The organism is Streptomyces sp. NPDC006551, from assembly GCF_040611675.1.
GTDB lineage: Bacteria > Actinomycetota > Actinomycetes > Streptomycetales > Streptomycetaceae > Streptomyces.
In genome coordinates, this window is record NZ_JBEXOT010000001.1 from 1 (window position 1) to 12596 (window position 12596).

12 protein-coding genes are annotated in these 12596 nt (G+C 71.5%); 3 read left to right on the forward strand and 9 right to left on the reverse strand.

All coding sequences use genetic code 11. From position 1 onward, the window contains the following. Nucleotides 1–418 precede the first annotated feature (418 nt). Together ABZY12_RS00005 and ABZY12_RS00010 are read right to left on the reverse strand one after the other, a co-directional pair. Nucleotides 419–712, reverse strand: a complete 294-nt coding sequence (locus tag ABZY12_RS00005; RefSeq protein ID WP_356885373.1) for a DUF397 domain-containing protein — start codon at nucleotides 710–712, stop codon at nucleotides 419–421. Next, nucleotides 684–1523 (reverse strand): helix-turn-helix transcriptional regulator, encoded by an 840-nt coding sequence (locus tag ABZY12_RS00010; protein ID WP_356885375.1) that lies wholly within the window; start codon nucleotides 1521–1523, stop codon nucleotides 684–686. Before ABZY12_RS00010 ends, ABZY12_RS00005 begins: the two co-directional genes overlap by 29 nt. Nucleotides 1524–1634: 111 nt before the next feature. Between ABZY12_RS00010 and ABZY12_RS00015 the strand changes: the two genes are divergently transcribed. Both ABZY12_RS00015 and ABZY12_RS00020 read left to right on the forward strand, forming a co-directional pair. Further along, nucleotides 1635–1859 carry a hypothetical protein gene (locus tag ABZY12_RS00015; RefSeq protein ID WP_356885377.1) on the forward strand — a complete coding sequence of 75 codons (225 nt, stop codon included), beginning with the start codon at nucleotides 1635–1637 and terminating at the stop codon, nucleotides 1857–1859. Between the two features lie 269 nt (nucleotides 1860–2128). Then, complete coding sequence (locus tag ABZY12_RS00020) at nucleotides 2129–3079, forward strand: hypothetical protein (protein ID WP_356885379.1); 951 nt, start codon at nucleotides 2129–2131, stop codon at nucleotides 3077–3079. 59 nt (nucleotides 3080–3138) lie between these two features. Here the strand turns inward: ABZY12_RS00020 and ABZY12_RS00025 are convergent, their stop codons facing one another. The 4 genes from ABZY12_RS00025 to ABZY12_RS00040 form a co-directional block, all read right to left on the reverse strand. Continuing rightward, entirely contained in the window at nucleotides 3139–5247 is a 2109-nt protein-coding gene (locus tag ABZY12_RS00025; protein ID WP_356885381.1) for a hypothetical protein, read from the reverse strand. Between the two features lie 174 nt (nucleotides 5248–5421). Then, complete coding sequence (locus ABZY12_RS00030) at nucleotides 5422–5790, reverse strand: DUF6113 family protein (protein WP_356885383.1); 369 nt, start codon at nucleotides 5788–5790, stop codon at nucleotides 5422–5424. Next, entirely contained in the window at nucleotides 5787–6677 is an 891-nt protein-coding gene (mshB, locus tag ABZY12_RS00035; RefSeq protein WP_356885385.1) for an N-acetyl-1-D-myo-inositol-2-amino-2-deoxy-alpha-D-glucopyranoside deacetylase, read from the reverse strand. The genes ABZY12_RS00030 and mshB overlap by 4 nt, the downstream gene beginning before the upstream one ends. Before the next feature lie 64 nt (nucleotides 6678–6741). Next, on the reverse strand, nucleotides 6742–6936 hold the full coding sequence (locus ABZY12_RS00040) for a hypothetical protein (RefSeq protein WP_137993529.1): 195 nt from the start codon (nucleotides 6934–6936) through the stop codon (nucleotides 6742–6744). Nucleotides 6937–7102: 166 nt separating this feature from the next. Between ABZY12_RS00040 and ABZY12_RS00045 the strand changes: the two genes are divergently transcribed. Then, the gene (locus ABZY12_RS00045; protein WP_356885387.1) at nucleotides 7103–9253 is read left to right on the forward strand and encodes a prolyl oligopeptidase family serine peptidase; all 2151 of its coding nucleotides are present in this window, start codon (nucleotides 7103–7105) and stop codon (nucleotides 9251–9253) included. Between the two features lie 13 nt (nucleotides 9254–9266). On the opposite strand, the gene ABZY12_RS00050 is transcribed toward ABZY12_RS00045, so the two are convergent. The 3 genes from ABZY12_RS00050 to ABZY12_RS00060 form a co-directional block, all read right to left on the reverse strand. Then, nucleotides 9267–10211, reverse strand: coding sequence for a hypothetical protein (locus ABZY12_RS00050; protein ID WP_356885389.1), 945 nt, complete (start codon nucleotides 10209–10211; stop codon nucleotides 9267–9269). Between the two features lie 336 nt (nucleotides 10212–10547). Continuing rightward, complete coding sequence (locus ABZY12_RS00055; RefSeq protein ID WP_356885391.1) at nucleotides 10548–11618, reverse strand: dipeptide ABC transporter ATP-binding protein; 1071 nt, start codon at nucleotides 11616–11618, stop codon at nucleotides 10548–10550. Beyond that, a complete protein-coding gene (locus ABZY12_RS00060) occupies nucleotides 11611–12594 on the reverse strand; it encodes an ABC transporter ATP-binding protein (RefSeq protein WP_356885393.1) in 984 nt (327 codons plus the stop codon). Before ABZY12_RS00060 ends, ABZY12_RS00055 begins: the two co-directional genes overlap by 8 nt. Nucleotides 12595–12596 lie beyond the last annotated feature (2 nt).

Here is a 12596-nt window from a genome sequence, read left to right on the forward strand (position 1 = left end):
ACTCCCAGCAGGTCACGGCAGCAAGGTCCGGCCATCCCACCACACATCACTGACATCACACTCAGTCAGCCCTCCACAGAAAGTGAGCCAGAACCCGTACTCATGGACATAGCCACCACGCCGGGGCCCGCTCGGCGCGCGGCGCCGTGGGCGGCGGTCGGGTCCGTGGACGGGTTGCGCTGCGGTGGCGTGGGGCTGCCGAGCCGTGCGAGCCACCCCATTCAACTGCGGCGCAGCTCTGACCCGCGGACGCTCCACGGAGCCGGACAACGAACTCAGCCCGGGCGTGGGACCCCACCCGAGCCGCCCTCCGAGTGTGAAAAGGCGCCCGGAGCCGGCCGGTCAAGGGTGGAGCGCAGCGGAATCGGCGAAGCCACACTCGGAGGGCGGCCATGTGCCAGGAACCGACAGACCCGGTTCAGCGGAGGCCGCCCGCCTTGACCGCGTCGACGAAGGGCGCCCAGGCGGTGGGGGCGAAGACCACGGCGGGGCCGGTGGGGTTCTTGGAGTCGCGGACGGGGACGTGGGCGGTGCAGGCGTCGTTGACTTCGAGGCAGTCGCCGCTGTTGCCGCCACTGTACGAGGACTTGTGCCAGGCGGCGTAGGCGTCACTGACTTCGAGACAGGCACCGCTCTCGCCACCGCTGTAGGAGGACTTCCGCCAGGCGGAGAGGACGGAGGCGTCAGGGATGCTGTTCGTGCTGTGCTGCATGCTCGTATTCCTCCGCGATGGACCTGATCAGAGCCAGCGACTTGCGGTGCGAGAGCGCGTCGCCCAGGGCGTGATCGTAGTCCAGCTGACAGGCCCGAACCATGGCCGGAGTCTCCCAGACACGGCCGGTGTTGAGGGCCTCCACGTACGCGATCGGCGGCAGGTCCTCGAACCACATCAGCGAGACCACACCTTCCAACAGCGCGTGATAGCCCGCGCCGAACGGCAGGGCATGCACCCGGATACGGCGGCTCTCCCCCAGGGCCACGATGTGACGCAGCGCCTCGCACATCACCCTCGGGCCGCCGATCTCACGCCGCAACGCGGCCTCGTCCAGGATCACCCAGACCATCGGTGAATCGAAGTTCTCCAGGATGCGCGCCCGCTCCAGCCTGGTGACGAGCAGCTTGTCACGCTCTTCGTCGCTCTTCGGTACGGAGCCCGAACTCAGGACGCTCTCGGCGTATGCCCTCGTCTGGAGGATGCCCGGGACCAGCGTCTGCCCGTACACCCGAATCACCGTCGCCTGCCCCTCGAACTCCAGCGCCTCCGCGAAGTGCTCCGCCACCGCCTTCCCGTCCAGCGTCGGCAGGAACCGTTCGAAGAAGCCCCCCGTCCCCAGCACCCGGTCCAACCGTCTCGCGTCGCTGACGTCCGGGCGGCGTCTCCCCGCCTCCATGTGTGCCAGGTGCGTCCGCGAGATGATCGTCTGTTCGCTCAGCTGTTCCTGCGTCAGGCCCACCGCCTCCCGGCGGCGTTTCAGCTCTTCACCGTATTTACGACGGGACTCCGGATTGTCCTCGATCGCCATGATCCAACTCCCCCACGTGCCGGTCGCGTTGTCACGTGAAAACCCCTACCGAGCGTAACGTGAGCCACGCCACTGTGTGACCGGATCGACACACAGAGCGAAAGGCTCGCAATGAACTCCCCTCACGGCCCGGGCGCCTTCGTCGCCCACACGGGCACCGACGTCTACGGCCCCGGCAAGGTCATCGGCGTGGACGGCGCGCACCGGCGTGTGCGCTTCGTGCACTTCGTCGCGACGATCCGCGCCGACGACCTGCGCCCCGCAACGCCCAGCGAGACCGAGGAGATCCAGGACTGGCTGCGGGCGAAGAAGCAGCGGTACGGGGGCGAGTGGTGATGACACTCCGCGTCTCGCGGGACGGCGGACGGACCTGGTCCGCGCCCCAGACGCACCGGCCTCGGCGCGGGACGGTGCCGAGCCAGTCGGCGCTGCGCCATCCGCCGTGCGCGTGCCCACGGTGCGTGCGCCAGGGGGAGAAGGCCATCATCACGTGAAGTGACGGTACGACTACGGATGTTGCGGTACGGTGTGCGCAAAGCGGCCCCCGAGCTGGTTGCAGCCAGCACCGAGGGCCTTCACTTCGAGTGCCAGGGAGGGCACCCGGAATGCTTCGGCATGCTATCGCGCCTGCTGCGCGCTTCACCCAGATCCCCAACGAGATCCTGCGCCATCCCCGCCTCAACGCGGATGCCGTACGCCTTCTCAGCTGGCAGCTCTCCCTCCCCGACGGGGTCGACGAGCCGCTGTCCAAGACCGCCGAACGAGCGAGCATCGGGAAGATCTCCTTCCTGCGCGCCAAGGGGCAGTTGAAGGCCGAGGGGTACGTCCACGAGTGGCGCGAGCAGGGGGAGCGGGGGCTCTGGCGCACTCGGCAACTGGTCTCCAACGTGCCCTTGAGCCCGGCCGAGGCCGCGCTCGTACGGGCGCCGGAGCACGTACCGGCACCCGCCCCCGCTCCCCCGCCCGCCCCCGCCCCCGCCCCCGTCACCGCGGCGTCACCGGCGATCGGCCTTCCGGCCGCCGGTGAGCCGTCGGTACGGTCCGTCGGACGTCATCCAGACAAGACCTCCGGAGGAAACACCTCCAACCCTCCCCCGCCGCCGCCTCCCGAGGCGCGGCGAGCCGTCGACGACCTCGCGTCCCTGGACCCCCGGCTGCGCGTCCCCCGCGCCATGCTTCCCGAACTCGCCGGGCTCGCCGCCCGGTGGCTGGAGGCGGGGCATTCGATCGAGTCGCTCAGGAGCGGGATCGCCCGCTGCCTGCCCGCCCGTGGGGAGCCGGTGCACCGGCCGGGCGGACTGGTGCGGTACATCCTGCGTGACGTACCTCCGCCGCGCCTCGATCCGCCGCCTGCGGCGCCGCCGCTGTCGGCGGTCGCTTCGATGCGGGAGTGCGAGGCGGACCGGCACGTCCAGCCGATGCTGTTCCGGCCGGTGGGGGACGAGACGCTGTGCGCGGCCTGCCGCCAGGACCAGGCGGCCGGCTCGGCGCCTGCGTCGCCCGCTCCCTTCGGCGCCGCCCTGGCGAGGACCGCGCTCCGGACCGGCGTGGTGTGACGAGGGCCCCCGTCCGGGGTGTCCGGACGAGGGCCCTCGTACATCGGGCGATGGCGGCGTCAGCCCTGCCCGCTCAGGTCGATGACCTTCGTGCGCTCGGCGGGGGTCTTGCCCAGCAGGGCCTCGCGCATCGCGAAGGCGACGTCGTCGGCGGAGACCTGATGCTTCTTGCCGTCGCCCTTGGTGATCATGATGCCGTCGAAGACGCCGTCGAGGAGCTCCTCGATCGCCGCCTTGTTGTAGACCTCCACCAGGCGGCCGTCGACCGCCTTCATGGAGAGGATCTTCGGCAGGGACCGCGCCGGACCGAACTGGATCTGCTTCGTGCCCGCCTTGATCGTGATCAGGTCGGACATGGCGGGCTTGGCGAAGTCGTTCATCGCCCGGTCCAGCTCGGCCTTGGTGATCGTGGGCTGGCGGGTCACGACGGGCAGCTCGACGGTGTTCGTCTTGCCCGTCTGGACCTGGGCGCGGTACGCGTCCTTGACGGAGATCATGGAGCGCATGACGTCCAGGCCCTTGCCCGGCTTGCCCTCCACGGCGGTGACCTTGCCCGGGGAGAACTTGATCGTGCCCTCGGTCGCCGAGCCGGAGGCTCCGGCCACGTCCTTCAGGGCAACGCTCAGCTTCTCCTCGTCCACCGGGAGCACCGGCTCGGCGACGCGTTCGCCGCCGAAGAGGGTGCTGATCACGGAGACGGGGTTGTAGTCGCTGCCCGCGGCACCCCGGACGGTCTCCTGGCTGTCGAGGGAGAGGCCCGCCTTGTCCGGTGCCAGCTCGACCTTCTTGCCGTCGACGCTGAGCTGGAGGGGGGTGCCGGCGCGCTTGCCGAGGGCCGCCTCCAGCTTGTTGACGGCCTCCTCCTTCGTACCGCCGCCGATGTCCACGCCGAGGACCGTGGTGCCCTTCGGGACGTCGGAGTGGTTGAGGAGCAGGCCGGCGCCGTAGGCGACACCGGCGAGGCCGACCACGCCGAAGGCGAGGAGGGGGAGCTTGGAGCGGCCCTTCTTCGCCGGGGCCGAGGAGGACGACGAGGAGGCAGGGCGTGCGGGTGCCGGCCTGCCGGAGGAGGCGACCTCCGGGGTCGAGAACCCTTCCTGGCTCCGGGGAGCGGCGTGCGGGCCCGGGGGGACGACGGGGATGCCGCTGGTGAGGGTGTCCCCGGAGATGTGACCGCCGTCGGCCGGCGGTCCCGGTGCGTGGGGAGTGACCGGTCCGGGGTTCTGCGGGGTCAGGACCGCGGTGTCGTCGGACATCTGCGGCACCGCCCCGAAGGGGTTGACGGCCAGCGGGTTGCCGCCCACGGAGCTGTCGCCGGTGACGGGGCCGGTCGTCGGGCCGCTGGGCGGCTGCGGGGCCGTGCCGTACGCGGCGTCGTCGTCCAGGGGCGGGGTCGTGAGGAACATCGGCGTACCGCCGGCGGGGGTGGCCGAGATCGAGGCGCCGCCGACCGTCGGGATACCGCCGGTCGCGGGTCCGGCGAAACCGGAACCGCGCGGGCCGCCGGCGGGCTTGCCAGGCTGCCCGGGCGCCCCCGGCCCAGAGGGACGAGGAGCACCCGCACCCGGACGCGGACCCGCGCCGCCCGTGCCACCGGCACCGGCACCGGCCCCAGAACCGCCCGCGGCACCTGTCACCGCGGCACCCGCGCCCATGCCGGACGGACCCGAACGAGGCGCGGGGGAGACCGGGGCGGCCGGGGCGGCGGGCGCCGCCGGCTTGCGCGGGGCGAACCAGTCGCTGGTCTTCTCCCCCGCCTTCGGCCGCTCCGGCCTCGCGGGCTCCGCCGGAGCGGGCGCGGGGGCGGGCTCCGGCTCGGGCGCCGGGGCCGGCGTCCGGGACGCTGCGGCCTCCGAGCCACCCTCTCGCGACGCGTCCGAGGCCGAGTCGGCGACGGGCTTGCGGACGACCACGGGCGGGATCGGACGCGAACCCGGAATGTTGATCCGGATCCGGGTCGTCAGCGTCGTCTCGGTCTTCGGCTCCTCCGGCTGCGGCCGCGACCGCGCGGGCGCGGCGGCACTCTCCTCCGCCGCGTCCTGCGTCGGGTGGAGCGACGGATACTGGCGGGATCCGTACGGCGGTGTACCCGAGGGGTACGCGGCTCCACCGCGCCCCTGGGCGCCGGAGGACGAACTGTCAGTCTCTCGACCAGTTTCACGACTCAAAGCAGGATCTCCCGGTTGGCTCCGCCGCCCGCTCTTGCTGATGCTCGTATACCCGGGCGGTTCGGCGGCGCGCACCACCATACTGTCCGCCGCCGCCCGGTACCGGACTGCCGTGCAATGAGCGACGGGCATTCCGGCCGAAGTCCGGGCAGCCCTCCACTCAAGTCGGCCTGCTCACGGGGCCGGTCGCGGAAGCTTCACCATCGTGGCGCACATCACAGCGATGGCCATGCCGCCCAGGAGATAGATCATCTCCGCGAGCCCGCCGCCGAAGACACCGTCGCCTTCCGGCCGTCCGAAACTCAGCAGCACGATGGTGAGGAGCCATCCCGCGCCGGGGACCATGACGCCGAGTTGTGTCTCGGTGGCGCGGAGCCCGCCGTAGAACACGCCCGCGGCACCGAGCAGGGCGAGGAGCAAACCACCGGGGAACCAGGCGTTTTGGACGAGCGAACCCGCCGCCGCGACCAGCACCCCGAGGGCGAAGAGGAATACGTACCAGACCACACGGCCGTTCACACGCCCGTCCACGCGCCCGTTCACGCGCTCACTCCCGCGAAGAGGTCGTCCTCGCGCACGCCTTCGGGTGCGCCGGGCGTACCCGCTACCAACTGGTAGTACTCCGTGGTGAAGATCGGCTGACCGAGGTTATTGGAGAGGGCGAAGAAGGGACCGTCCACGGCGATTTGTGTGACATGGGCACGCATCGCGGCGGTCTTGCGGGCCGTGTGGACCGTGCCGCCGTCGATCTCGGCGGTGATGAGCGCGTCGTCGACCACGCCGGGGACGTCGGTGATGTCCGCGATGCCGGGGAAGTCCGTTCCCTCGGCGCGCAGCCGGGCGAAGCCGGCCTCGGCGACGGAGCGCGGAACCCGGTTCCAGTAGATTTTGGCGATCTCGTGGGTCGGACCGAGGTCGGGACGGTAGGCGCCGTCCGCGGCCAGTTCGGCGGCTCGCATGGCGACGCGGTGGGCCTGGATGTGGTCGGGGTGGCCGTAGCCGCCGTCGGGGTCGTAGGTGACGAGGACCTGCGGACGGGTCTCGCGGATCACCTCGACGAGGTACGGGGCGGCGTCGTCGACGGCCGTGTTCCAGAAGGCTCCCTCACGCCGGTTCTGCTCGACGCCCATCATTCCGGAGTCGCGGAAGCGGCCGGGGCCGCCGAGGAAGCGGTGGTCGGTGACGCCCAGCTCCTTCATCGCGACGGCGAGTTCGCCGACGCGGTGGTCGCCGAGCCGGTCCTCCCGGTCGGGTGCGAGATGGGCGAGGCCGGGCGGGATGACCTCGCCCTCCTCGCCGAGGGTGCAGGTCACCAGGGTGACCTGGGCGCCCTCGGCCGCGTACCTGGCCATGGTGGCGCCGTTGTTGATCGACTCGTCGTCGGGGTGCGCGTGCACCAGAAGCAGACGACGGGCTGGGAGATCCGTCATGGCCCCACCCTACGAGGCGGGGCCGGTGACCAGCACGAGGCTCAGACTTCGAGGCCGCCGGCGCTCAGAACTTGAGACCGCCGATCATGCCCGCGACGTTGGTGGTGAGCGTGCTGATGGACGGGGCGATGGACGAGCTCGCCAGATAGAACCCGAGGAGCGCGCAGACCGCCGCATGTCCCGCCTTCAGCCCGGATTTCCGGATCAGGAGGAAGACGACGATCGCCAGCAGCACCACCGCCGAAATCGAGAGTGCCACGGCGGTTCACCTCCACACTTCTTCGGTCGGATATTCGGACGGGCAAGTCGGCGAGCATGTGCCAGGAGTTCCTTACCCACCTAGCGCTACGGATCATAACTATGTGTGGCTCCGTATCCATGGTGTACGGGGGCACAGGGGGGCGCACAGCGCTAGGTTCGGTCGTATGACCTCGTCGCGACAGCAGCAGTCGTACCCGCTCTCGTTTCCGCGGCAGTACGCCCGGACTCAGCGCTTCACCCTGGGCGTTCCGCGTGGCTTCACGGTGTCGCCCGACGGTGAACGCGTGGTGTTCGTCCGTTCCGGTTCGGGTACGGACCGGTCCCACAAGCTGTGGGTCCTCGATCTGGCCGGGCCGACGGGTGAGGCGCGGGAACGGGTCGCGGCCGATCCGGGGACGCTGCTCGCGGGACGGGCCGAGGAGTTGTCGGCGGAGGAGCGGGCACGGCGGGAGCGCAGCCGTGAGGGCTCGGGCGGGATCGTCTCCTACGCGGTGGACGCGGCCGTGGAGTTGGCGGCCTTCCCGCTGTCGGGGCGGCTGTACGCGGCGGAGTTGAGGGCCGGGACGGCGCGGGAGCTGGCGGTTCCGGGGCCGGTGATCGATCCGCGGCCCTCGCCCGACGGGCGGCACATCGCGTACGTGGCACGGGGCGCGCTGCGGGTGACGGGCGCGGACGGGCAGGGGGACCGGGCGCTCGCGGAGCCGGAGGACGCGCACACGACGTACGGCCTCGCGGAGTTCGTGGCGGCCGAGGAGATGGGTCGCGGGCGCGGTTTCTGGTGGTCCCCGGACTCGGACCGGCTCCTGGTGGCGCGGGCGCACGACCGGCCGGTGCGCCGGTGGTGGATCTCGGACCCGGCCCATCCGGACCGGGAGCCGCAGGCGGTGGCCTACCCGGCGGCGGGGACGCCGAACGCGGAGGTGCGGCTGTATCTGGTGGATCTGGCCGGGGAGCGTACGGAGGTCGGCTGGGACCGGGACCGGTATCCGTATCTGGCCCGGGTGCACTGGTCCGCGGACGGGGCTCCGCTGCTGCTCGTACAGGCCCGGGACCAGCGCACCCAGCTCCACCTGGCGGTGGACACGGAGACCGGGGCGACCCGGACGGTGCACGTGGACGAGGACCCGGACTGGCTGGAGCTGCTGCCGGGGGTGCCGGCCTGGTCTCCGGACGGGCGGCTGGTCCGGATCGCGGACGAGGGCGGGGCGCGAGTGCTCGCGGTCGGGGACCGGGCGCTGACCGGGGCCCGGCTTCATGTGAGGGCGGTCCTCGACATCGGCGAGAACGACGTGCTCGTGTCGGCGTCGGCCGGTGCGGAGGCGGCGGAGCCGGAGATCGGCGAGATCCATGTGTACCGGGTGAGCGAGCTGGGCGTGGAGCGGGTCTCCGAGGGGGTGGGCGTGCACTCGGCGGTGCGTTCCGGTGCGGTGACCGTGCTGGTCTCGGCCCGTCCGGACGTTCCGGGGAGCGTGGCGCGGGTGCTGCGGGACGGTGGACGGGTGGCGGTGGTCGCCTCGTACGCGGAGCCTCCGGTGCTGTCCGCGCGGGTGCGTCTCCTGGCGGGGGGCGCACGGCGGATTCCGTGCGCCGTCCTGCTTCCGGAGGGGTACCGGGAAGGTGACGGACCACTCCCCGTACTGATGGATCCGTACGGCGGGCCTCACGGGCAGCGTGTGGTCGCCGCACACCATCCGCATCTCACGTCGCAGTGGTTCGCCGACCAGGGGTTCGCGGTGATCGTGGCCGACGGGCGGGGCACGCCCGGCCGCTCCCCCGCGTGGGAGAAGGCGATCAGGAACGATCTGACGCCGACCCTGGACGACCAGGTCGAGGCGCTGCACGCGCTGGCGAAGGAGTTCCCGCTGGACCTCGGGCGGGTGGCGATCCGGGGCTGGTCGTACGGCGGTTATCTCGCCGCGCTGGGGGTGCTGCGGCGGCCGGACGTCTTCCACGCGGGCATCGCGGGGGCGCCGCTGACCGACATGCGGCTGTACGACACCCACTACACCGAGCGGTATCTGGGAATGCCGCAGGACAGTCCGGAGGTGTACGCGGCGAACTCGCTGGTCACCGACGACGGGCTGTCGGCGCCGGAGAACCCGGCACGGCCGCTGATGATCGTCCACGGGTTCGCGGACGACAATGTGGTGGTGGCCCACACACTGCGGCTGTCGTCGGCGCTGCTGGCGGCGGGCCGGCCTCACGAGGTGCTGCCGCTGACGGGTGTGACCCATATGACTCCGCAGGAGCAGGTCGCGGAGAACCTGCTGCTGCTTCAGGTGGACTTCCTGAAGCGGTCGTTGGGGATGAGCTAGACACCCCGGGGCGTCACCAACCGGGCGGCCGCGGGGACGGCGGGGCGGGCGGTGGGACCGGGAGGGACGGCGGGGCCGGGGTGACGCGGTGCTCGCCCCGGCCGACCAGGACGGCGAGCACGGCGGCCCCGGCCAGTAAGTAGAACACCGCCGTGAGCTGCGAGAGTTGCTCGACCCCGGCGAGGCGGGAGATCCGGTCGAGGATTTCGTACCGTACGGCCAGGGCGAGGCCCATGACGCCCGAGCCGCACAGCAGGACGCCGACGATCAGGCCGAGCGGGCGGGAGAAGGGGGACCGGGCGAAGGCGCCGCCGGCGGCGGTGAGGGCGAGCAGGACGAGAACGGCGCTGAGCCAGCCGGGCGGGGGCGCGAGCAGCGGCGCGAGGACGGAGCGTCCGCCGGTGAACCGGTCGATGCTGATCTCGACGGGGAGTTCGAGCGCCAGGTAGACCTCCCAGGCGGCGCGGACGAGGGCGGCGAGCAGCAGCAGGACGCCGGCGGCGACGGCGGGGCCCGGGTGGGGGCGGGCCGGAAGCGGCGTGTAGGGCGTGTCGGCGGAGCGCCGGCCGACGGCGGCGATGACGAGGAGACCGGCGGCGAGCCCGAGATCGAGGAGGGTGGTGACCAGGGCGGCGTTGCCGGCGCCGGTGGCCCACAGGCCGGGCAGGCGTACGGCGAGGGTGACGGACCCGGCGGCCGCGAAGGCGGGGGCGGCGAGCGGGGAGCGCAGGGCGGCGACGGCGGTGGCGGCGTAGACACCGATCAGCACCGGATCGAGCCCCGAGGTGGCGGACCGCTCCCGCGGCGGCAGGCGGTGGTCACCGGCCCAGTACCAGCCGAGGTCGCCGGGCGAGCCGGTCAGGACGGCGAGGTCCCGCAGGATCCAGCCGACGGTGATGAGGGCGAGCGCGGCGCAGAGAGCGGCTCCTGTGAGACGTGCTGCGCGGGTCACTGTCACGACGCCGATACTCACAGTGGCGACGCACCGAAACAAGAGGTTCCGCATGGGGGCGCACCTGCCCCGGCGAGTGAGCCGAAGGGCGCGCGGCTGCCGAAAGGGAGAACGCGCGCAGGCGGCGAGGAACGAGCGGCCGAGCACGATCGACCGTCGGCAGGCGCACAAAGCGCCCGGAGGAGAACCGAGCCCAAAAAAAGGGGGCGGCCGGCCGGGGCGGCATGGCGCGTCCCGGCCGGCCTACGGCACCCGCACGGCCGTACGCTGTCGAGCTTGGCGGGTTCGTATATCGGAGCCGGGTCGGTGAAGTTGCCTGTTGGTTAAGCGATCTGACGGCCGCTACCGCGATTCGTCCTCCGTCGGCACCACGTGCTTCTCCTCCGCGAAGTGGCAGGCCGAGTCGTGCCTCGCCGGGGAGTCCGTCAGCCGGAATTCCGCCGGGACGGCGAGGGCGGGCACCTCCAGGGCGCAGCGCTCCCGCGCCTTCCAGCAGCGCGTGCGGAAGCGGCAGCCGGAGGGGATGTTGGCCGGGGAGGGGACGTCGCCGGTGAGGATGATGCGCTCGCGGTGGGCGCGGGCCTCGGGGTCGGGGACCGGGACGGCGGAGAGGAGCGCCTGGGTGTAGGGGTGCGTGGGGTGGTCGTAGATCTCGGCGTCCGTGCCGATCTCGACGATCCGGCCGAGGTACATGACGCCGACCCGGTCGGAGATGTGCCGCACGATGGACAGGTCGTGGGCGATGAAGACGTACGACAGCGAGAACTCTCTCTGGAGGTTCTCCAGGAGGTTCACGACCTGTGCCTGGACGGAGACGTCGAGCGCCGAGACCGGTTCGTCGGCGACGATGATCTCGGGCTGGAGCGCGAGACCGCGGGCGATGCCGATGCGCTGCCGCTGGCCGCCGGAGAACTGGTGCGGGTAGCGGTTGATGTACTCCGGGTTGAGGCCGACCACGTCGAGCAGGTCCTGGACCTTCTGGCGCCGGGAGCCCTTGGGGGCGACCTCCGGGTGGATCTCGTACGGCTCGCCGATGATGTCGCCGACGGTCATCCGGGGGTTGAGCGAGGTGTACGGATCCTGGAAGACCATCTGGATGTTGCGTCGGACCGCCCGCAGCGCCTTGGCGGACATCTTGGTGATGTCCTCGCCCTTGTACGAGATGGTGCCGGACGTCGGGCGCTCCAGGTTGACCAGCATCTTCGCCACGGTCGACTTGCCGCAGCCGGATTCGCCGACGATGCCGAGGGTCTCGCCCGCCGCGAGGTCGAAGGAGACGCCGTCCACCGCCTTGACGGCACCGATCTGCTTCTTGATCACGATGCCCCGGGTCAGGGGGTAGTGCTTGTACAGGTCCCGGACCTGGAGGATCGCCTCGCCCTGGAGGCTGGCCTCACCGCGAGCCTCAGCCATGGAGGCACTCCTTCCAGTAGTGGCAGGCGCTGGTGCGCGGCACCGGGGACTCGGTGACCTCGTAGAGCGGCGGCACGTCGGTGCGGCACCGGTCCTGGGCGAGGGGGCAGCGCGGGTTGAAGGCGCAGCCGGGCGGGATGGCGAGGAGGTTGGGGGGCAGGCCCTTGATCGCGTACAGCTCCGAGCCCTTCTGGTCCAGGCGCGGAATCGATTCGAGCAGGCCCTTGGTGTAGGGGTGGGCGGGTGCCTTGTAGATCTCGTGGACGGGGGCGTGCTCGACGATCCGGCCCGCGTACATGACCGCGATCTTGTCGGCGACGTCGGCGACGACACCGAGGTCGTGGGTGATGAGGATGAGCCCCATGTGGAGCTCGCGCTGGAGTTCGGCGAGCAGCTCCATGACCTGGGCCTGGACGGTGACGTCGAGGGCGGTGGTCGGCTCGTCGGCGATGATCAGCTCGGGTTCGAGGGCGAGCGCCATGGCGATCATGATGCGCTGGCGCATACCGCCGGAGAACTGGTGCGGGTACTGGCCCACCCGCTCCTTCGCCGCGGGGATGCGGACCCGGTCCATCAGCTCGACGGCCCTCGCCCGGGAGTCCTTCTTCGACATCCCCCGGTGCACCTGGAACATCTCGCCCAGCTGGTCGCCGACGCTGATGACGGGGTTCAGCGAGGACAGCGCGTCCTGGAAGATCATCGCCATCTTGGCGCCCCTGACCTTGCGGCGATCCTCCTCCTTGAGCTGGAGGAGGTCCTGGCCCTGGAAGAGGATCTCCCCGCCGGTGATCCTGCCTGGCGGGACGTCGAGGATGCCCATGATGGCCTGGGCGGTGACGGACTTGCCCGAGCCGGACTCGCCGAGCACGGCGAGCGTCTCGCCCTCGTCCACCGAGTAGTCGACGCCGTTGACCGCCTTGGCCACCCCGTCCCGGGTGTGGAACTCCACGTGCAGATCGCGCACTTCGAGCAGCATGG